Annotated in this window: 15 protein-coding genes and 1 tRNA gene; 12 read left to right on the top strand and 4 right to left on the bottom strand. The window is 63.8% G+C overall.

Annotation, left to right across the window (positions count from 1 at the left end; all coding sequences use genetic code 11):
- The first annotated feature begins 6 nt into the window (after positions 1-6).
- The 4 genes from ACK4FK_RS15175 to ACK4FK_RS15160 all read left to right on the top strand — a co-directional run bounded on the left by ACK4FK_RS15175 (position 7) and on the right by ACK4FK_RS15160 (position 5,549).
- Entirely contained in the window at positions 7-1,887 is a 1,881-nt protein-coding gene (locus ACK4FK_RS15175) for an AMP-dependent synthetase/ligase (RefSeq protein WP_409745960.1), read from the top strand.
- Between the two features lie 70 nt (positions 1,888-1,957).
- On the top strand, positions 1,958-3,136 hold the full coding sequence (locus tag ACK4FK_RS15170; RefSeq protein WP_409745958.1) for an ABC transporter substrate-binding protein: 1,179 nt from the start codon (positions 1,958-1,960) through the stop codon (positions 3,134-3,136).
- 181 nt (positions 3,137-3,317) lie between these two features.
- Entirely contained in the window at positions 3,318-4,505 is a 1,188-nt protein-coding gene (locus tag ACK4FK_RS15165; RefSeq protein ID WP_409745956.1) for an ABC transporter substrate-binding protein, read from the top strand.
- A gap of 132 nt (positions 4,506-4,637) precedes the next feature.
- Positions 4,638-5,549: a DMT family transporter gene (locus ACK4FK_RS15160; RefSeq protein WP_409745954.1), complete on the top strand. Its 912-nt coding sequence runs from the start codon at positions 4,638-4,640 to the stop codon at positions 5,547-5,549.
- A gap of 41 nt (positions 5,550-5,590) precedes the next feature.
- On the opposite strand, the gene ACK4FK_RS15155 is transcribed toward ACK4FK_RS15160, so the two are convergent.
- Together ACK4FK_RS15155 and ACK4FK_RS15150 are read right to left on the bottom strand one after the other, a co-directional pair.
- Positions 5,591-5,667: transfer RNA gene (locus tag ACK4FK_RS15155), tRNA-Pro, on the bottom strand.
- 119 nt (positions 5,668-5,786) lie between these two features.
- The gene (locus ACK4FK_RS15150) at positions 5,787-6,818 is read right to left on the bottom strand and encodes a polyprenyl synthetase family protein (RefSeq protein WP_409745952.1); all 1,032 of its coding nucleotides are present in this window, start codon (positions 6,816-6,818) and stop codon (positions 5,787-5,789) included.
- Positions 6,819-6,923: 105 nt separating this feature from the next.
- On the opposite strand from ACK4FK_RS15150, the gene ACK4FK_RS15145 reads away from it, so the two are divergent.
- From ACK4FK_RS15145 to ppdK, 5 genes are all read left to right on the top strand, one after another.
- On the top strand, positions 6,924-7,670 hold the full coding sequence (locus tag ACK4FK_RS15145) for a tRNA1(Val) (adenine(37)-N6)-methyltransferase (RefSeq protein ID WP_409745950.1): 747 nt from the start codon (positions 6,924-6,926) through the stop codon (positions 7,668-7,670).
- A 97-nt stretch (positions 7,671-7,767) separates the two neighbouring features.
- Positions 7,768-8,001 carry a hypothetical protein gene (locus ACK4FK_RS15140; RefSeq protein ID WP_409745948.1) on the top strand — a complete coding sequence of 78 codons (234 nt, stop codon included), beginning with the start codon at positions 7,768-7,770 and terminating at the stop codon, positions 7,999-8,001.
- A gap of 156 nt (positions 8,002-8,157) precedes the next feature.
- On the top strand, positions 8,158-9,036 hold the full coding sequence (locus tag ACK4FK_RS15135) for a glycine--tRNA ligase subunit alpha (RefSeq protein ID WP_409746086.1): 879 nt from the start codon (positions 8,158-8,160) through the stop codon (positions 9,034-9,036).
- 1 nt (position 9,037) lies between these two features.
- Positions 9,038-11,107 (top strand): glycine--tRNA ligase subunit beta, encoded by a 2,070-nt coding sequence (gene glyS / locus ACK4FK_RS15130; RefSeq protein WP_409745946.1) that lies wholly within the window; start codon positions 9,038-9,040, stop codon positions 11,105-11,107.
- Between the two features lie 223 nt (positions 11,108-11,330).
- The gene (ppdK, locus tag ACK4FK_RS15125; protein WP_409746085.1) at positions 11,331-13,955 is read left to right on the top strand and encodes a pyruvate, phosphate dikinase; all 2,625 of its coding nucleotides are present in this window, start codon (positions 11,331-11,333) and stop codon (positions 13,953-13,955) included.
- Positions 13,956-14,037: 82 nt separating this feature from the next.
- Here ppdK and apbC read toward each other — a convergent pair whose 3' ends face one another.
- Entirely contained in the window at positions 14,038-15,207 is a 1,170-nt protein-coding gene (gene apbC, locus ACK4FK_RS15120) for an iron-sulfur cluster carrier protein ApbC (protein WP_409745944.1), read from the bottom strand.
- A gap of 227 nt (positions 15,208-15,434) precedes the next feature.
- Here apbC and hflK point away from each other — a divergent pair, with 227 nt between their 5' ends.
- From hflK to ACK4FK_RS15105, 3 genes are read left to right on the top strand one after another with little or no spacing between them, the layout of a single operon-like run.
- Complete coding sequence (gene hflK / locus ACK4FK_RS15115; RefSeq protein ID WP_409745942.1) at positions 15,435-16,580, top strand: FtsH protease activity modulator HflK; 1,146 nt, start codon at positions 15,435-15,437, stop codon at positions 16,578-16,580.
- Positions 16,581-16,593: 13 nt separating this feature from the next.
- Complete coding sequence (gene hflC / locus ACK4FK_RS15110; protein WP_409745940.1) at positions 16,594-17,484, top strand: protease modulator HflC; 891 nt, start codon at positions 16,594-16,596, stop codon at positions 17,482-17,484.
- 43 nt (positions 17,485-17,527) lie between these two features.
- Positions 17,528-19,030 (top strand): DegQ family serine endoprotease, encoded by a 1,503-nt coding sequence (locus tag ACK4FK_RS15105; RefSeq protein WP_409745938.1) that lies wholly within the window; start codon positions 17,528-17,530, stop codon positions 19,028-19,030.
- A gap of 67 nt (positions 19,031-19,097) precedes the next feature.
- Here ACK4FK_RS15105 and ACK4FK_RS15100 read toward each other — a convergent pair whose 3' ends face one another.
- Entirely contained in the window at positions 19,098-19,724 is a 627-nt protein-coding gene (locus ACK4FK_RS15100; protein ID WP_409745936.1) for an ATP-dependent Clp protease proteolytic subunit, read from the bottom strand.
- Between the last annotated feature and the right edge of the window lie 12 nt (positions 19,725-19,736).

Genomic DNA, 19,736 nt, shown 5'->3' with positions numbered 1-19,736 from the left:
ACCGCCATGGCAAAGACAAAGATCAGCAAGGCAGTCGACGGCAAGACCGGCGTGGAAGTCGACTCCGATATCCTCGAAATCATCGAGCGCGACACGTTGCCACGCTATTTCTGGCGCAAGGTCGCCGAGCGGGGCGACAAGGTCGCGATGCGCGAGAAAAATCTCGGCATCTGGGGTTCGATCACTTGGCGGCAGTATGGGGAGAATGTGAAGCATGCCGGCCTCGGTCTCGCCTCCCTGGGGCTGAAGCGCGGCGAAGTGGTCTCGATCATCTCCGAAGGTAACCCGCAATGGCTCTATGCCGATCTGGGCACGCAGGGCATCGGCGGCGTCACCAACGGCATCTACACGACCGACTCCGCCAAGCAGGTGGAATATATCGTCAATGACAGCCGCACAGTGGTCTACATTGCCGAAAACGAGGAGCAGCTCGACAAGATCCTCGAAGTGCGCGATCGCTGCCCGACACTGAAGAAGGTCGTCGTCATCGATATGGAGGGACTGTCGGATTTCCAGGATCCGATGGTCATCTCTTTTGATGACCTTCTCGCGCAGGGCAGCAATTTCGAAAAGGCCAACCCGGGTTTCTGGGACGAGCAGCTCAAGCTCGGCCGGCCGGAAGACCTGGCGATCCTGATCTATACGTCCGGCACCACCGGCGCGCCCAAAGGCGCCATGATCAGTCATCGTAACCTGCTGTTCCAGATGGAGAATGCCGGCCGGTTGCTGGAGCAGATGGAAGAGGACGAGCAGCTCAGCTTCCTGCCGCTCTGCCATATCGCCGAGCGTGGATTCACCCTGCTATGGCCGATCCGTTCCGGCTCGACGGTGAACTTCGCCGAAAGCCCGGAGACCGTGGCGCAGAACCTGCAGGAGGTGCAGCCGACGGTATTCTTCGCCGTGCCGCGCCTGTGGGAGAAATTCTATTCCGGCATTGCCATCCGCATGAAGGATGCCACCGGCTTCGGCAAGCTGGCCTACAAGCTGGCCATCGGCATCGGCTATCGCATTGCCGAGGCCAAGCTGGAAGGCCAGGATCCGTCGCTGGGGCTCAAGGTCGCGTTCTGGTTCGCGAACCACCTGGTGTTGCGCAACATCAAGCGCATCATCGGTATCGACCGTTGCAAATGGCTGGTCACCGGGGCGGCGCCGATTTCCCCCGATCTGATCAAATGGTATCTCGCGCTGGGCAAGGACATGCGCGAGGTCTATGGCCAGACCGAGAATGTCGGGCTGGCTACCTCGCCGCCGGAAGGCCGGGTCAAGCTGGGAAGCATCGGCCAGGCCGTGCCAAACACGCAGGTGAAGCTGAGCCCCGAAGGCGAAATTCTGCTTAAAGGCCCCCATGTCTTCATGGGGTATCTCAACAACCCCACCAAGACCGCCGAGACCATCGTCGACGGCTGGCTGCATACCGGCGATGTCGGCAGCGTCGACAACGAGGGCTGGTATCGCATCACCGACCGGATGAAGGACATCATCATCACCGCCGGCGGCAAGAACATCACGCCGTCCGAGATCGAGAACCAGCTGAAATTCAGCCCCTACATCTCAGATGCCGTGGTGATCGGCGATCGCCGCAAGTTTCTCACCTGCCTGATCATGATCGATCATGACAACGTGGTGAAATACGCCCAGGATCTGAATGTGCCTTTCACCAATTTCGCTTCGCTGTGCCGGGCCAAGGAAGTGCAGGAGCTGATCTGGCAGGAGATCGAAAAGGTGAACAAGAATTTCGCCCGGGTGGAGACGATCAAGAAGTTCCGCCTGATCGATCAGCAGCTTACGGCCGAAGATGACGAGCTGACGCCGACCATGAAGCTGAAACGCAAGTTCGTGAACGAGAAATACAAGCCTCTGATCGAGGAGATGTATGCCGGGGCATAGCCGCGCCAGCGGTCGCCGCGGAAGGGGAAACGCGTAGTGCAGAAGCCTGCCTAGAGGAGGAAAACCGAAGATGCGTAAGAGCAGTCTCACCATCATGGCCGCGCTGGCGGCCACCGGCCTTGTCGCTCATGCGGCGCAGGCGCAAAGCGTGCGTGGCGTCACCAGGACCGAAATCGTCATTGGCATGCATACCGACCTCAGCGGGCCGGCAGCGTCCTATGGCGTCAGTTCGTCCAACGCCATGCGGCTGAAATTCGACGAGATCAACGCGCAGGGCGGCGTGCATGGCCGTAAGATCCGCCTTGTCGTGGAGGATCATCAGTATCAGGTTCCGCGTGCGGTGCAGGCGGCGAACAAGCTGATCAACCGTGACAAGATTTTCCTGATGGCCGGCGCGCTGGGCACGCCGATGAACAATGCGGTGTTCCCTGAGCAGTTCAAGGCCGGCGTACCCAATCTGGCGCCGCTGACCGCCGCCCGGTCGATGGCCGAACCGTTCCATGAGCTGAAGTTCCAGACCTTCTCCAGCTATTACGACCATATCCGGGCGGGCATCAAATATCTGGTCGAGAAGAATGGCCGCAAGAAGATCTGCACGCTGTATCAGGATACCGACTTTGGCAAGGAGATCCTGGAAGCCACGCAGGATCAGGCCAAGGCGATGAACATGCAGGTGGTGGAAACCGCCACCAACACGCCGATCGCGACCGACTTCACCGCGCAGATCACCAAGCTGCGCGCGGCCGGCTGCGACCTGGTAGCGATGGGCTCCATCGTGCGCGACGCCATCGTGCCCTATGCCACCGCCCGCAAGATGGGCTGGAATGATGTCGACTTCGTCGCCCAGTCGGCCAGCTTCGATCAGATCGTTGCCTCCGCTCCGGGCGGCTCCACGGAAGGGCTGTATGTCGGTGCCGGCACCGTGATGCCATATCGCGACACGGCCACGGGCGCGGTTGCCGCCTGGTGGGACGCCTATAAGGCCAAGTATGGCAGCGATCCCAATATCGGCGCCGTCTATGGCCACAACATCGCGGACCTGATCATCACGGCGCTGGACCGCGCCGGCAAGGACGTCACCACCGAGAAGTTCCTGAAGGGGCTGGAAGGCATCAGCGGCTACCGCGACATTTTCGGCGGTCCGGTGATCAGCTTCGGTCCGCAGAAGCATCAGGGCACCACCGAGGTGCTGTTCTTCCAGATTCAGAAGGGCCGCTTCGTGCAGATCGCCGGCCCGCTGAAATACTGAGCCGTCGGTTTCCGGCTCCGGTCGGCAGGACGCCCGCGGCGATTGCCGCGGGCGTCTCTTTTTTTGCGCTGCAACAGATAGGTCAGCAAGATTGACGTAACGTAACTTTGCGCTGCGACGGGTTTTGTTTCCCGGCTAGACTTTGGCCGTAGAACAATAACAAGCCCATGGGGAGGTCAGCATGCGTAGGGTATCTGTACTCGCGGTCGCAGCGTCGACCATTGTCATTACCGCCGCGGCCGGCGCGTTCGCGCAGGCATCCAATGTTCGCGGCGTCACGAAGACCGAAATCGTGATCGGTATGCACACCGACCTTAGTGGAGTGGCGGCATCCTACGGCGTCAATTCAGCCAATGCGATGCGCATGCGCATCGACGAAGTCAATGCGCAGGGCGGCGTGCATGGCCGCAAGATCCGCCTGATCGTGGAGGACAACCAGTACCAGGTCCCGCGCGCGGTGCAGGCCGCGAACAAGCTGATCAACCGCGACAACATCTTCCTGATGGCCGGCGCGCTGGGTACGCCGATGAACAATGCGGTTCTGCCCGACCAGTTGAAGGCGGGTGTCCCGAACTTTTTCCCGATCACGGCGGCCCGGCAGATGTATCTTCCGTTTCATCGGCTGAAATTCGCCGGCGGCTCGACCTATTACGACCAGATCCGTGCGGGAATCAAGTGGATGGTTGCGAACAAGGGCAGCAAGCGGATCTGCACGCTGTACCAGGACACCGATTTCGGCAAGGAAATCCTGGAGGCCGTACAGGACCAGACCAAGGCACTGAACCTGCCACTGGTGGAAACCGCAACCAACAAGCCGGCAGACACGGACTTCACGGCGCAGATCACCAAGCTGCGGGCGGCAAACTGTGACCTGGTGGTGATGGGCACTATCATCCGCGATGCCATCGTGCCGTATGGCACGGCGCGGAAGATGGGCTGGAATGTCGATTTCCTCGGCCAGTCGGCAAATTACGACCAGATCGTGGCCGGTGCGCCGGGCGGCGCCACCGAAGGCCTTTATACCATGGCGGGGACGATTCTGCCGTATCGTGACACGGCAACCCCGACTGTGGTGGCGTGGATGGACCGTTACAAGGCCAAATACGGCAGCGACCCGAATATCGGCGCCGTTTACGGGCATGCGCTGATGGACCAGTTGATCTTCGCCCTGGAACGCGCCGGCAAAGACCTGACCACCGACAAGCTGATCACGGCGATGGAAAGCATCAAGGGCTATCGCGACATCTTCGGCGGTCCGGTGGTCAGTTACGGCCCCGATAAGCGCCAGGGCTCTGATGAAAGCTTTCTGTTCCAGGTGCAGAAGGGCCGCTTCGTCATGATTGCCGGGCCTGTCAATTACGGCAGCTGAAACCGCGTTCTGCCCCATGCCGCAGCCGGCCATTGGTCGGCTGCGGTTTTTTATGGCCGCATGATCGGCTAGGTGCAATCGGCGGGCGGGCATGGCACAACAGGCCATAACGCTCGCCATCGCCCGGTATCCATGTCCGTCCTTCCGCCATCCGCCGCCCTGTCGCAAGCCCCGCGCGGCATCGGCTTCATGATTCTCGCTGTATCGCTGTTCGGCTGCATGGACGCGCTGGTGAAATGGCTCACGGCCGCATATCCGGTGCTGCAGATCATGTTTTTCCGCAGCCTATGCGCTTTGATCCCGATCCTGTGGCTGGTCATGCGGGGTCCGGGCGGGGTCATGGTGCTGCGCACCCGCCGGCTCGGCGCGCATGCTTTGCGATCGGGCTTCGGCCTTGCCGCCATGTTCGGCTTCTTCTCGGCCTACCAGTTCATGCCGCTGGCCGACGTGACGGCGATCTCCTTTTCCGGCCCGATCTTCATCGCCTGCCTTTCGGTCTGGTTTCTGGGCGAACGGGTCGGCCTGCATCGCTGGTCGGCCATCGTGGTGGGGTTCCTCGGCATGCTGGTCATCGTGCGGCCGGGGGTGGGCATGCTGCAAAGCGGCGCCCTGCTGGTGGTTGGCGCCACCCTGCTGTACGCACTGGCAATGATCCAGATCCGCAAGCTGAGCAGCACCGAGCCATCCACGGCAATAGCGTTTTATTTCACCGCCTTCTGCACCATCGCCACCGCGCTGGCCCTGCCATTCGTCTGGGTCACGCCGGCCTGGCGCGACTTGCCGCTGCTGCTGGGCGTGGGGTTGTTCGGCGGCGCTGCGCAACTGTTCATGACGCGGGCCTACAGCCTGGCCCCGGCGGCGGTGGTCGCTCCCTTCGATTACACGCACCTGCTGTGGTCGGTGTTGTTTGGCTGGTATGTCTGGAGCGATTTTCCCGATGCGCAGACCTGGATCGGTTGTGCCATCGTGGTGGCCAGCGGGCTGTATATCCTGTGGCGCGAAACCATGAAGCGCGCGCCCATACCACCGCTGATCACGGAATGATGCGGAGCAGGGGGCAACGAGGTTTTGCGGGACAGGCGCGCTGGTCGGAGTGAGAGGATTCGAACCTCCGGCCCCTAGCTCCCGAAGCTAGTGCTCTACCAGGCTGAGCTACACTCCGACACCGGCGCGGGCGCCTGTATAGCGCCTGGGCGACCGCCCCGCAAGCGGCCCGGCCGGTGAATCCCGGATCAATCCCGATAAATCGATGATCGGCCGATTGTCTGCGCAATCAGGCAGTTAGAGGGCGCGCTCGATGGCGAAGTCGACCGCCTCGGCCATGGCATCGCGCACGGCGCCGGGGGCAAAAAGCCCGAGGGCCTGGTGGGCCTTCTGGCCGTAATGGCGAGCCCGGGCCAGGGTCTCCTGGATGGCGCCGTGGCGTTCCATATAGGCCAGAGCCTGCTGCCAGTCGGCCTCGGCCTGCTCCTCCGGCCGCTCGATCACACGGCGCCAGAAATCCTTCTCGGCCTCGTTCCCTTTGGCGAAGGCCAGCAGCACCGGCAGGGTGATCTTGCCTTCGCGGAAGTCATCGCCGGTATTCTTGCCCAGCGTCGCCCCGTCGGAAGCATAATCCAGCGCATCGTCCACGAGCTGGAAGGCGATACCCAGATTATGGCCGAAATCGTCCAGTGCCTGTGCCTCGGCCAGGGGGCGGTCAGCGATCACGGCGCCAACGCGGCAGGCGGCGGCGAACAGGGCCGCTGTCTTGGCCTTGATGACTTTCAGATACTCGGCTTCGCCCGATGTCATGTCGTTGGCGATGACCAATTGCAGCACTTCGCCCTCGGCGATCTCCGACGAGGCTCCGGCCAGGATGCGCAGCACCTCCAGCGAGCCGGTTTCGACCATCAGCTGGAAGGCCCGGGTAAAGAGGAAATCGCCCACCAGCACGGAAGGCTGGTTACCCCAAAGCACGTTTGCAGTTGCGTTGCCGCGACGCCGGTCGCTTTCGTCGACCACGTCATCGTGCAGCAGGGTGGCGGTATGGATGAATTCGACGCAGGCGGCCAGCAGCACATGCTTGTCGCTGCCGTAGCCGCACAGCCTGGCGGCGCCGAGCGTCAGAAGGGGGCGGATACGCTTTCCGCCGGCGGCGATCAGGTGGCTGGCCAATTCGGGGATCAGGCTGACGTCGCTGGCCATGCGGGCGATGATCTCGCGGTTTACCGCATCCATGTCGTTGGCAACCAGGGCGCGCAGCGGCTCGATGCTGGGCGCGGGTTTGGCCGCCGGCCGGCTGTCGAACTGGGATATGGATGCCGTCTGCATCGCGTGAACTCGGCCCGTGATTGTGTTTGGCGCTCTGGCTGGAGCATAGTGGGATGGCCGAGACGGTCAAGCGCTGCCCCCTGTTAAGTCATTGTTGACGATCACATGCACGATACCGAAATCACCCGCGATGCCCTGCTGGGCGGCCTGGTTCGACTGGAACAGCCGCGCAGGGGGCAGCGTGCCAGCGCTGACGCCGTCATGCTCGCTGCCGCTGTGCCGGCGAGAACGGGTCAACGGGTGCTGGAACTGGGCAGCGGCAGCGGCGTGGGCATGCTCTGTCTGGCCGCGCGCGTGCCCGGCGCCATCATCGATGGCATCGAACTGCAACCAGACCTGGTTGCGCTCTGCACCCGGAACATCGCGGCGAACGGGATGGCAGAACGCCTGAATGCCGTGGTTGGGGATGTCCGCAGAAGAATAGCCGGCATCACGCCGAACAGCTACGATCATGTCTTCGCCAACCCGCCGTATTTCAACAGCCAGCGCCACCGCGCCTCGCCCCATGCCGGCCGTGCCGCCGCCCGCTCGGAATCGGGCGAGGCCGACCTGGCGCATTGGATCGCCGCGATGCTCCGACATGCCCGGCCGGGTGGCATGCTGACCCTGGTCCACAAGGCCGACCGCCTGGCCGACCTGCTGGCAGCCCTCAGTCCGAAGGCCGGGGCGATTCGGGTGATTCCGCTCTGGTCGAAGGCCGGACAGCCGGCGAAACGGGTGATCTTGCGGGCGATCAAGGGCAGCAAGACGCCCCTGACCATCGACCCGGGTGTGCTGCTGCACCGGCCGGATGGCGGTTACTTCCCGGAAGTCGATGCCGTGCTGCGCAAGGGAGCGGCTTTTCCCGCCTGATGCGGCAAACTTGCGGCTTTCTCCCGCAGGCCCCACTATATTCTGCCATAGCGGCGCCCGGCCGCGCGATTCAGCCCGTTTCGGTTTCAGCCCCCTGATGCTCAAATTTCTTCTGCTGATCCTGGTGATTGCCGCCGTCTGGTACGGCTTTCGCTACGTCAACAGGCCCAAGCCGCCTGTCGCCCCGCCGGCCCCGCCGCCGCAAGTAAAACCCCCGCCGGCCCAGGCTGAGGATCTGGCCGCCTGCCCGGTCTGCGGTGCCTATGTCGGCGCCGGAACGGCCAAATCCTGCGGCCGCGCCGATTGCCCCTATCCGCCGGCGCAGAATTAGCGCCGGAGCGGGTTTTTCACGGCTTATTTTGGCCTTAAGTCCGGGGGCTCAATGGCTTGACCCCATGGCGGTCGGTGGTTAAGGTCCGCCCGATTTTCGACCACCCCCAACGCACAAGGCGAGAGCGCAGAGGATCCTACGATGGCGCCCACCGGAATCGCCGCGGCTTCGTCGTTCCAGGACCTGATTCTCACGCTGCAGACCTACTGGGCGCGACAGGGCTGCCTGCTGCTGCAGCCCTATGACATGGAAGTGGGGGCGGGTACCTTTCATCCGGCCACCACGCTGCGCGCGCTCGGACCCGAACCCTGGAACGCCGCCTATGTGCAGCCCTCGCGCCGCCCCAAGGACGGCCGCTATGGCGACAATCCCAATCGCCTGCAGCATTACTACCAGTTCCAGGTCATCCTGAAGCCAAGCCCGGCCAATGTGCTGGATTTGTATCTGGGCTCGCTGAAGGCGCTTGGGATCGATCCCAAGCGGCATGATATCCGCTTCGTCGAGGATGACTGGGAGAGCCCGACGCTGGGCGCCTGGGGATTGGGCTGGGAAGTCTGGTGCGACGGCATGGAAGTGACGCAGTTCACCTATTTCCAGCAGGTCGGCGGCTTCGACTGCGATCCGGTCTCGGCCGAGATCACCTATGGCCTGGAACGCCTGGCGATGTATGTGCAGGGCAAGGACAACGTCTACGACCTTGATTTCAACGGCCGCGGGGTGAAATACGGCGAGGTCTTCCACCAGGCCGAACGCGAATTCTCGGCCTACAATTTCGAGCATGCCGACACCGAGCAGCTCTTCCGCCGTTTTGTCGACGTGGAAAAAGAGTGCCATGCCCTGATCGCGCAGGGACTGGCCCTGCCGGCCTATGATCAGTGCATGAAGGCCAGCCATACCTTCAATCTGCTGGATGCGCGCGGCGTGATCAGCGTGACAGAACGCGCCGCCTATATCGGCCGCGTGCGCGCCCTGGCCAAGGCCTGCTGTGCCCAGTGGCTGAAGTCGCGCGGGCACAACGTGGTTGAGGGCGCCTGAGATGCTCGGCGAACTTCTGCTCGAATTGCATTCGGAAGAGATTCCCGCGCGCATGCAGCAGCGTGCTGCCGAGGATCTGGCGCGTCTTGTGGGCGAGGGCCTGAAGAAGGCCGCGCTCAACGTCGAGAGCATCAGCTCCTACGTCACGCCACGTCGTCTGGCGCTGGTGGTCAAGGGCCTGCCACGCATGCAGGCGGACGTGCGCGAGGAAAAGAAGGGGCCGCGCGTCGGTTCGCCCGATGCCGCCGTGCAGGGCTTCTTGCGCGGTGCCGGCCTGACCTCGCTGGACCAGTGCGAAAAGCGAGATACCGGCAAGGGCGAATTCTGGTTCGCCGTGATCGAGCGGCCGGGCGAAGCAACCAAAGATGCTCTGTTGCGGATTCTGCCCGAGGCGCTGGCGCAGTTGCCTTGGCCGAAGTCGATGCGGTGGGGCGACCATGGCCTGCGCTGGGTACGCCCCCTGCACTCCATTCTCTGCCTGTTCGAGGGCGAGATCGTGCCTCTCAAGTTCGGCCATCTCACGGCCGGCGATGGCACGGCCGGCCACCGCTTCCAGGCGCCGGAACGCTTTGCCGTACGCGATGCCGCCGATTACCTGCGCCGCCTGCGCGCGGCCTATGTCGAGCCCGATTTTGCCGTGCGCCGCGCTGCTGTGCTGAAGGATGCCAGCTTCGCCGCCGCCAATGAGGGACTGGTGCTGGTGGACGATCCCGGTCTGGCCGACGAAGTGACCGGCCTGGTCGAACAGCCGGTGGTCCTGCTGGGCCGCATTCCGCAGCAATTCATGGACGTGCCGCGCGAGGTGCTGACCACCACCATGCGCGCCCACCAGAAGTATTTCGCACTGAATACCAAGGACGGCCAGCTGGCGCCGCGGTTCGTAATCGTTGCCAATACGCTGACCGACGACGGCGGCAAGCAGGTGATTGCCGGCAACGAGCGCGTGCTGGCCGCGCGCCTGTCGGATGCCAAGTTTTTCTGGGATCAGGATCGCAAGCAGACGCTGGAAAGCCGTCTGCCGGCGCTGAAGGACATCGTGTTCCACGCCAAACTTGGTACCGTGGCGCAGAAGGTCGACCGCGTGGAGCGTCTGGCCTACGAGATCGCAGCCGCGCTGCATGCCGATGCCAAGCTGGCACGCCGCGCCGCCAAGCTGGCCAAGGCCGATCTGGTCACCGGTCTGGTCGGCGAATTCCCCGAGCTGCAGGGCATCATGGGGCGTTATTACGCGCTGCATGACGGCGAGGAACCGGCGGTGGCCGAGGCGATTGCCCAGCATTATTCGCCGCAGGGGCCCAACGACCGCTGCCCGACTGACCCGGTCGCCGTTTCGGTCGCCCTGGCCGACAAGATCGACGTGCTGGCCGGCTTCTTCGCCATCGACGAAAAGCCGACCGGCTCGAAGGATCCCTTCGCCCTGCGCCGTGCCGCCTTGGGCGTGATCCGCCTGGTGCTGGAAAACAAGCTGAGTCTGCCTTTGCGGCCGCTATTCCGCTCAGCGCTGTCGCTGCAGATCGTGCAGGCGGATGGATCGCGCAATGCGGTCGAGGAACTCATGCAGTTCTTCGTCGACCGCCTGAAGGTGCATCTGCGCGAACAGGGCGTTCGCCACGATCTGATCGCCGCCGTCTTCGCTAAAGGCGGAGATGACGATCTGGTGCGCGTGCTTGCCAAGGTGGATGCATTGCGCGGCTTCCTGAGCGAGGCTGACGGCGGCAACCTGCTGACGGCCTACCGCCGCGCCAACAACATCGTGCGCGCCGAACTGAAAAAGACACCCGAGTTGAAGCTGGGCGCCGTGGAAGGCAGCCTTGTTACGCGGGACGAGGAGCGGGCGCTGGTCGCTGCGCTCGCCGAACTGGACGGCGCCGCCGGAAAAATCCAGGACGAAGGCGGATTCCGCCATTATCTCGCCACGCTGGCGGGGTTACGTCAGCCGGTCGATGTTTTCTTCGACAAGGTAACCGTGAACAGCGAGGATGCCGCCGTGCGGCGCAATCGCCTGAGTTTGCTTTCGGCTGTGGCCGGAAGCATGGATCGTATCGCCGACTTTTCCCAGATCGAGGGGTGACAGAGCTATGGCCAAGCCGAAGCAGAAGAAAGCCAAGACCAAGCTCAAGGCCAAACCAAAGGCCGCCGCAGCGCGCAAGGCCGTGAAGGCCAGGAAGCCGGCGAAGAAGCCGGTCGCGAAAAAGAAGGCTGCGGCCCGCAAGGCGGCGCCCAAGGCTGTCGCTGCGGTCAAGGGCAAGTGGGTCTACAGCTTCGGTGACGGTAAGGCCGAGGGCCGCGCCAACATGCGCGAGCTTCTGGGCGGCAAGGGAGCCAATCTGGCCGAGATGTCCAATCTCGGGCTGCCGGTGCCGCCCGGCTTCACCATCACCACCGAGGTTTGCACCGCCTATTACAAGGGCGGCAAGAAGTATCCCAAGGAACTGGCCAGCCAGGTCGATGCCGCGCTGAGCCGGGTCGAGAAGCTGGTCGGCGCCAAGTTCGGCGATGCCAAGATGCCGCTCTTGGTCTCGGTGCGCTCGGGCGCCCGGGCCTCGATGCCGGGCATGATGGATACCGTGCTGAATCTCGGCCTCAACGACATTACCGTGGAGGCGTTGGCCAAGCAGTCGGGCAACGAACGTTTCGCCTGGGACAGCTATCGCCGTTTCATCCAGATGTATTCCGACGTCGTGCTCGGTGTCGGCCACGAGCATTTCGAAGAAATCCTCGAAATGCACAAGGAGGAATACGGCCTGGTGCTCGACACCGAGCTGAAGGCCGCCGACTGGAAGCAACTCGTGGCCGCCTACAAGAAGAAGGTGGAGCAGGAACTGGGCCGGCCCTTCCCGCAGGATGTGCGCGACCAGCTCTGGGGCGCCATCGGCGCCGTGTTCTCCAGCTGGATGAACCAGCGCGCCATCACCTACCGCAACCTGCACCACATACCCGAATCCTGGGGCACGGCCGTAAATGTGCAGGCCATGGTGTTCGGCAACATGGGCGATACCTCCTGCACCGGCGTTGCCTTCACGCGCGATCCCTCGACCGGCGAAAAGACCTATTACGGCGAATACCTGATCAATGCCCAGGGCGAGGACGTGGTCGCCGGCATCCGCACGCCGCAGCAGCTCACCAAGTCGGCCCGCCTGGCCGTCGGCAACGAGCTGCCATCGATGGAAGAGTCGATGCCGGCTACGTTCAAGCAGCTGGTGGCGGTGTTCCAGAAGCTGGAAAAGCACTATCGCGACATGCAGGACATCGAGTTCACGGTCCAGCAGGGCAAGCTGTGGATGCTGCAGACCCGCTCGGGCAAGCGCACCGCCAAGGCCGCGATCAAGATCGCCGTCGACATGGTGAAGGAAAAGCTGATTTCCCAGGCCGAGGCGGTCGACCGCATCGACCCGGCCTCGCTGGACCAGCTGCTGCACCCGACGCCCGACCCTAAGGCCGAGCGCAAGGTGATTGCCAAGGGTCTGGCTGCCTCCCCGGGCGCGGCGTCGGGCAAGGTGGTCTTCCTGGCCGACGAGGCCGAACAGATGGCCCACAAGGGCGAGGCCGTAATCCTCTGCCGCGTTGAGACCTCGCCGGAAGACATCCACGGCATGCATGCTGCCAAGGGCATCCTCACCGCGCGTGGCGGCACCACCAGCCATGCCGCCGTGGTGGCGCGCGGCATGGGCCGGCCCTGCGTCTCGGGCGCCGGCAGCCTGCGCATCGATTACAACGCCGGCCGCATGACCATCGGCGACCTGGTCGTCAGCAAGGGCGACGTGATCACCATCGACGGCTCGACCGGCGAGGTGATCCTCGGCCTGATGCCGATGATCGAGCCGCAGCTCTCTGGCGATTTTGGCCAGCTGATGGCCTGGGCCGACAAGCTGCGCAAGCTGAAGGTCCGCACCAATGCCGAAACCCCGGCCGATGCGGAAACCGCCGTGCGCTTCGGCTGCGAAGGCATCGGCCTGTGCCGCACCGAGCATATGTTCTTCGATGCCGATCGTATCACGGCCGTCCGCGAAATGATCCTGTCGGACAACGTCGAAGGCCGGAAGAAGGCACTGGCCAAGATCCTGCCCATGCAGCGTGACGACTTCGTCCAGTTGTTCAAGATCATGGCCGGTCGTCCGGTGACGATCCGCCTGCTTGATCCGCCGCTGCATGAATTCCTACCCAAGACCGAGGCCGATTTCGATGCCGTCGCCAAGGGCACGGGTCTGAGCGTGGCTGCGCTGAAGGAACGCAAGAAGGCCCTGGAAGAGACCAACCCGATGCTGGGCCATCGCGGCTGCCGCCTCGGCATCAGCTATCCGGAAATCTACGAGATGCAGGCGCGCGCCATTTTCGAGGCGGCGGTGCAGGTCTCCAAGGCCGGCGGCAAGCCGGTCGAGCCGGAAGTGATGATCCCGCTGGTCGCCACCAAGGCCGAGATCGATATCCTGAAGGGGCGGGTCGATGCCGTTGCCGCTGCTGTGTTCAAAGAGCAAGGCAAGAAAGTGAAGTATCTGGTCGGCACCATGATCGAACTGCCGCGCGCCGCCCTGCGCGCTGCGGAGATCGCCGAGACGGCCGAATTCTTCTCCTTCGGCACCAATGACCTGACCCAGACCACGCTCGGTATCAGCCGCGATGACTCAGCGCTGTTCATGGAAGACTACCTCAAGGCCGGCATCTTCGAGCGCGATCCGTTCGTCAGCATCGACCAGTCGGGCGTCGGCGAACTGGTGAAAATCGCGGCCCAGCGCGGTCGCGGTGCGCGCAAGGACATCAAGCTCGGCATCTGCGGCGAGCATGGCGGCGACCCGTCGTCGGTGCGCTTCTGCCACAAGGCCGGGCTGGATTATGTCTCCTGCTCGCCGTATCGCGTGCCGATCGCCCGTCTGGCCGCTGCCCAGGCCGCGATCAGCGAGGAAAAGGCCAGCGAGGCCTGATCCTCGGGCGGTCCAAAAAAAGGAAAGGCCGGGCCAGGGGAATTCCTGGCCCGGCCTTTTTTGTTGCCTGCGATTGGCGGGCCTACTGGATCGTGATTTTCGGCATCCGGCTGGAAGCGGCATCGCGATCCAGCTTCTCGGCGACCTTTGCGGCAATGGCGCGATAGGCCTTGGCCTCTTCGCTGTCAGGCTGAGAGGCCACGATCGGCGCGCCGCCATCCGAGGTTTCGCGGATCGCGATGTTGAGCGGCAGCTCGCCCAGGAAGTCACAGCCCAGTTCCTCCGCTGTCTTGCGGGCGCCGCCATGGGCGAAGATTTCGCTGCGGTGGCCGCAATTGGGGCAGCAGAAGTAGCTCATGTTCTCCACAATTCCGAGCACCGGCACGTCGACGCGGCGGAACATGTTCAGGCCCTTGCGCGCATCCAGCAGGGCGATGTCCTGCGGGGTAGAGACGATCACCGCCCCGGCCAGCGGCACGCGCTGGGCCATGGTTAGTTGGGCGTCGCCGGTGCCGGGCGGCATGTCGACCACCAGAACATCGAGTTCGCCCCAGGCCACATCGCGCAGCATCTGTTCCAGCGCGCTCATCACCATCGGGCCGCGCCAGATCATCGGCGTGTCTTCCGGCACCAGGAAACCCATCGACATGCAGGGGATGCCCCAGCCCTGCATCGGATGCAGGCGTTTGCCATCCGGCGAATGGGGCTTCCCGGTGATCCCCATCATGCGCGGCAGCGAGGGGCCATAGATGTCGGCATCCAGCAGGCCGACCTTCCGGCCCGATTGCGCCAGGGCCAGGGCCAGGTTGACGGCAGTGGTGGATTTGCCCACGCCGCCCTTGCCGGAGGCGACGGCGATGATCGACCTGATGCCCGGGATGGCCGGACGGGGGCCGACTTCCGGTGCGGCTGCCGGTTTGCGGGCGGCGCCATGGTCGTGGCCGTGATCATGCGCGTGCGAATGGCTGTGGGGCGCGGTTGCCGGCTGGTTCTTGGCGCCCTGGCGTTCAGCGGTGAGGACCACGGTGGCCGAGGTCACGCCAGGCAGTTTTGCCACCGCCTGCTCGCAGGCCTTGCGCAGGGGCTCCTTGGCGGCCCCGGCGCGGGGGTCGACCTCCAGAACGAAGCCGACATTGCCGCCCTTGATCACAAGTCCGGCAACCATGCCGAGTTCGACCACATTCTTGCCATGATCGGCGTCTACCACACCCCGCAGCGCGTCGATGATCTGCGCTTCCGTCACCCCGGTCATGCTTGAAATCCCTGTAAACGTTCCAATATTGTCGGCTGTTGGCAGGCGAAACGGCTCTGGAGCCTTGCGGGTGATATATCGCGACGGCGCAGGGACGGCAATTCACCGGCCTGAAGGTAAACAGGTTTGAGGCATAAAGCCGGATGGACCCGACCCATTCCGGCAGGGCAGGGGAAGGCGGATCATGGGCGATCCGGCCGGCCGGCCCGGTATAGAAGGACAACAGGATGCCCTGGAGCAATCAAGGTGGCGGATGGCAAGGTGGTGGCGGTGGCCGCGGGCCTTGGGGGCAGGGGCCGCGCAGCGGCGGGCCATCGGGCTCCGGCGGTGGTGGCGGGTTTGGTGGTCCCAATCCGCCCAACCTGGAAGACATCCTGCGCAAGGGCCAGGACAAATTCCGCAACATCATGCCCGGGGGCGATGTCTCCGGCCGAGGCATCCTGCTGCTGGTCTTGGTCGCGCTGGCGATCTGGCTGGGTACCGGCTTCTACCGGGTGGATACCGATGAGCAGGGTGTGGTGCTGCGGTTCGGTAAGGTGCATTCGGTGACCGAGCCGGGCCTGCGCTACCGCCTGCCCTGGCCGATCGACACCGTCCTGACCCCCAAGGTCACCACCGTCAACCGCGAGGAAATCGGTTTCCGCAGCCTGGGCGATTCTCCCACCCGCGGCGCGCAGCAGCGCGACGTGCCGGAAGAAAGCCTGATGCTGACCGGTGACGAGAATATCGTCGACATCGACTTCACCGTGCTGTGGCAGGTGAAGGATGCCGGGCAGTATCTCTTCAATGTCGTCGATCCGTCGCGCACCATCAAACAGGTGGCCGAGAGCGCCATTCGCGAGGTCGTCGGCAAGAACAACATCCAGTTCATCCTCACCGAAGGCCGCACCAAGATCGCCGACGACACCCGCCGCGTGATGCAGGCGGTGCTGGATGGCTACAATGCTGGCGTGGTGATCACCCAGGTCGCCCTGCAGCGCACCGAGCCGCCGGCCTCGGTGATCGACGCTTTTCGCGACGTTCAGGCCGCCCAGGCCGATCGCGAGCGCGCGCAGAACGAGGCGGAAGCCTATCGTAACGACATTATTCCGCGCGCCCGCGGCGAGGCGCAGCGCATGCTGCAGCAGGCTGAAGCGTACAAGCAGGAAGTGATCGCCAATGCCCAGGGTGATGCCAGCCGTTTCACCCAGGTCTATAACGAATATCGACTGGCCAAGGACGTGACCACCAAGCGCATGTACCTCGAGACCATGGAACAGCTGCTGCGCGGCACCAACAAGGTGATCATCGACGGCCACAGCGGTCAGGGTGTGCTGCCTTACCTGCCTTTGCCGGAGCTGCAGAAAAAGCAGCAGCCGCAACCGCAGCGCTGAGGAGGATTCCATCATGAACCGCACGCTCCTCACCGTTATCGTCGCTGCCGTCGTGGCGGCCGGCTTCCTGGTCAAGGCCTCCCTCTTCACCGTGCATCAGGCCCAGCAGGCCCTGGTGGTGCAGTTCGGCGATCCGCGCCGGGTGATCACCGAGCCGGGTCTGAACGTCAAGATTCCGCTGATCCAGGATGTGGTCTATTTCGACAAGCGCATCCTCGGCCTCGATGCCCAGCCGGAAGAAATCCTCACCACCGACCAGCGCCGCCTGGTGGTCGACAGCTTCGTGCGCTATCGCATCACCAACCCCCTGCTGTTCTATCAGACCGTCCGTAACGAGCTTGGCCTGCGCGGCCGTCTGGCGCCCAGCGTGGCCAATGCCTTCCGCGGCGCCTTCGGCAAGCTGGATGCCACCAGCATCATCTCGGGCGATCGCCCCTCGGCGATGCAGCAGGTGACGGCCACGCTGCAGGAAGACTCCCGTCGCCTGGGCATCGAGCTGGTTGACGTGCGCATCAAGCGCGCCGATTTCCCGGATACGATCGGACAGGCGATTTTCCGCCGCATGCAGACCGAACGGCAGCGCGAGGCCAATGAGCAGCGCGCCACGGGTTTCGAGTTGGCCGAGAGAATCCGCGCCGAGGCTGAACGCCAGCGCACGATCCTGCTGGCCGATGCCCGTCGCCGCTCGGAAATCCTGCGCGGTGAAGGCGACGCCGAGCGGACCAAGATTTTCGCCGAGGCGGCAAACAAGGATCCGGAATTCTACGGCTTCTACCGCTCGCTCCAGGCCTATACCAAGGCCCTGCAGCAGGGCGACACCACCATGGTACTGTCGCCGGATTCCGAGTTCTTCCGCTATTTCGAAAGCCCGACCGGCACGGCCCGCCGGCCGGCCCAGCGTTAGGGCTGATTGCGATCGCCGCCGTGGGCGGCGTGGAGGTAAGGTCATGACTGCCATGTTGCACACCCGCCTGACCCGCGCCGGCACGGCGCTGGCGGCGGCGTTGTTTGTCGTTGTTGGATTTGTAGGCGCGGTTCAGGCGCGGGCGCCGGAAGGCGACTTTGCCGATCTGGCCGAACGCCTGCTGCCATCGGTGGTGAACATCTCAACCACCCAGACGGTGCAAAATCGCGGCAGCCTGCCGGAAGGCATGCCGCAATTCCCGCCTGGCTCTCCATTCGAGGATTTCTTCAAGGAATTTTTCGAGCGTCAGCAGCGGGGCGAGGGTAACCGGCCGCCGCGTCAGGTCTCATCGCTGGGCTCGGGCTTCATCGTCGATGTGCGGGGCTACGTGGTCACCAACAACCATGTGATCGCCGAAGCCGACCAGGTCCGCGTTATCCTGCATGACAACACCGAACTGGAAGCCAAGGTGGTCGGCCGCGATCCGGAAATCGACATCGCCGTGCTGAAGGTCGAGCCCAAGAACGGTCGTCAACTCAGCGCCGTACAGTGGGGCGATTCCGACAAGATACGCGTCGGCGAATGGACGCTGGCGATCGGCAACCCCTTCGGGCTTGGCGGCACCGTGACGGCCGGCATCGTTTCCGCCCGCGGCCGAGACATCAACGCCGGCCGCTACGACGACTTTCTGCAGACCGATGCCTCGATCAACAAGGGCAATTCTGGCGGTCCGCTGTTCGACAAGAACGGCAACGTGATCGGCATCAACACCGCGATCTTCTCCCAGACGGGCGGCTCCATCGGCATCGGCTTTGCCGTGCCGGCGAACCTGGCGAAGCCGGTGGTGCAGCAACTGATCGAATTCGGCCGCACCAAGCGCGGCTGGCTCGGCGTGCAGATCCAGTCGGTCACCGACGAAATGGTGGAGGCGCTCGGCCTGCAGCAGGCGCGCGGCGCTCTGGTCGCCAAGGTCGTTCCGGGCGGCCCGGCCCAGAAGGCCGGCATCGATTCCGGCGACGTGATCGTCAGCTTCGACGGCAAGGCGATCGCCACCACCAACGCGCTGACCCGCAGCGTGGCGGAGACGCCGGTCGGCAAGACCGTGAATGTCGACATTGTCCGCAAGGGTAAGCGGCAGACCGTGAAGGCTACGCTCGGCGAACTTGAAGCTGCCCTGGCCTCGGCCAAGGCCGAGAACAGCCAGAAGGCCGACCCCAATCGTGCCAAGCCGGGCCGCAACGAAACCGAACTGGCGGATCTGGGCCTGCGGGTTGCGCCGCTGAGCAAGGAACTGCGCCAGAAACACGACATCAAGGATGACGTAAAGGGCGTCGTGGTCACCGATGTCGATCCGGAGGGGCCGGCTGCCAAGCGCGACGTGCGGGTTGGCGACGTGATCATCGAGATGGCCCAGTCGGAAGTGCGCAATCCCGACGATGCCGTCGAGATGCTGAAAGCCCTGAAGGATGCCAAGCGCAAGGTTGCCCTGCTGCAGATCCAGCGCGGCGGCGAGCCCCGCTTCGTGCCGGTGCCCCTGAAGTCGTAAAAGGTGTCGCAGCCAACAAAAAAGGCCGGCTTCTCAGCCGGCCTTTTCATTTCAGTCTATGTGACGTTCAGCCGATCTCGGCCGCGTTCTGCACGATCTTGCCGACCAGGCCGTATTCCACGGCCTGCTCCGCGCTCATCCAGTAGTCGCGGTCGGTATCCTTTTCGATCCGCTCGATCGGCTGGCCGGTCTCCCGGGCGAAGATCTCGTTCAGCCGCTTGCGCATGCGGATGATTTCCTTGGCCTGGATCGCCACGTCCGAGGCCGTGCCGCCGGCGCCGCCTGACGGCTGGTGCAGCAGGAAGCGGGTGTTGGGCAGCGAGAAACGGTTTTCCTTCTTGGCTGCGGCATAGATCAGCGCACCGGCCGAGGCGACCCAGCCGGTGCCCACCACGCGCACCTCGGGCTTCACGAACTTGATCATGTCGTAGATCGTGTCGCCGGATTCGACGTGGCCGCCCTGGCTGTTGATGAAGATGGTGATCGGTTCGTCGCCGGCGGCCTGCAGGGCCAGCAGGCGGGCCGAGACTTCCTTGGCCAGTTTCTGGTCGATGCCGCCATAGATCAGGATGGTGCGGGCCTTGAACAGCCGCTCCTCGATACCGGGCGACTTGTCCTTCGCCTTGGCCTCGGCGTCGCCGTTCTTTTCCGGCTGGTCGGGCTCGTCGTCCAGGTGAGTAATGCGATTCATCATGCCGGAAGGTTC

The sequence above is a fragment of the Ferrovibrio sp. genome (assembly GCF_046297895.1).
Taxonomy (GTDB): Bacteria; Pseudomonadota; Alphaproteobacteria; order Ferrovibrionales; family Ferrovibrionaceae; genus Ferrovibrio.
This window is presented reverse-complemented; position numbering and strand designations above follow the sequence as displayed.

Bases quoted from the DNA above. Each gene is read 5' to 3' on its own strand.
- ACK4FK_RS15175 (WP_409745960.1), top strand. From the start codon at position 7: ATGGCAAAGACAAAGATCAGCAAGGCAGTCGACGGCAAGACCGGCGTG.
- ACK4FK_RS15170 (WP_409745958.1), top strand. From the start codon at position 1,958: ATGCGTAAGAGCAGTCTCACCATCATGGCCGCGCTGGCGGCCACCGGC.
- ACK4FK_RS15165 (WP_409745956.1), top strand. From the start codon at position 3,318: ATGCGTAGGGTATCTGTACTCGCGGTCGCAGCGTCGACCATTGTCATT.
- ACK4FK_RS15160 (WP_409745954.1), top strand. From the start codon at position 4,638: ATGTCCGTCCTTCCGCCATCCGCCGCCCTGTCGCAAGCCCCGCGCGGC.
- ACK4FK_RS15150 (WP_409745952.1), bottom strand. From the start codon at position 6,818: ATGCAGACGGCATCCATATCCCAGTTCGACAGCCGGCCGGCGGCCAAA.
- ACK4FK_RS15145 (WP_409745950.1), top strand. From the start codon at position 6,924: ATGCACGATACCGAAATCACCCGCGATGCCCTGCTGGGCGGCCTGGTT.
- ACK4FK_RS15140 (WP_409745948.1), top strand. From the start codon at position 7,768: ATGCTCAAATTTCTTCTGCTGATCCTGGTGATTGCCGCCGTCTGGTAC.
- glyS (WP_409745946.1), top strand. From the start codon at position 9,038: ATGCTCGGCGAACTTCTGCTCGAATTGCATTCGGAAGAGATTCCCGCG.
- ppdK (WP_409746085.1), top strand. From the start codon at position 11,331: ATGCGCGAGCTTCTGGGCGGCAAGGGAGCCAATCTGGCCGAGATGTCC.
- apbC (WP_409745944.1), bottom strand. From the start codon at position 15,207: ATGACCGGGGTGACGGAAGCGCAGATCATCGACGCGCTGCGGGGTGTG.
- hflK (WP_409745942.1), top strand. From the start codon at position 15,435: ATGCCCTGGAGCAATCAAGGTGGCGGATGGCAAGGTGGTGGCGGTGGC.
- hflC (WP_409745940.1), top strand. From the start codon at position 16,594: ATGAACCGCACGCTCCTCACCGTTATCGTCGCTGCCGTCGTGGCGGCC.
- ACK4FK_RS15105 (WP_409745938.1), top strand. From the start codon at position 17,528: ATGACTGCCATGTTGCACACCCGCCTGACCCGCGCCGGCACGGCGCTG.
- ACK4FK_RS15100 (WP_409745936.1), bottom strand. From the start codon at position 19,724: ATGATGAATCGCATTACTCACCTGGACGACGAGCCCGACCAGCCGGAA.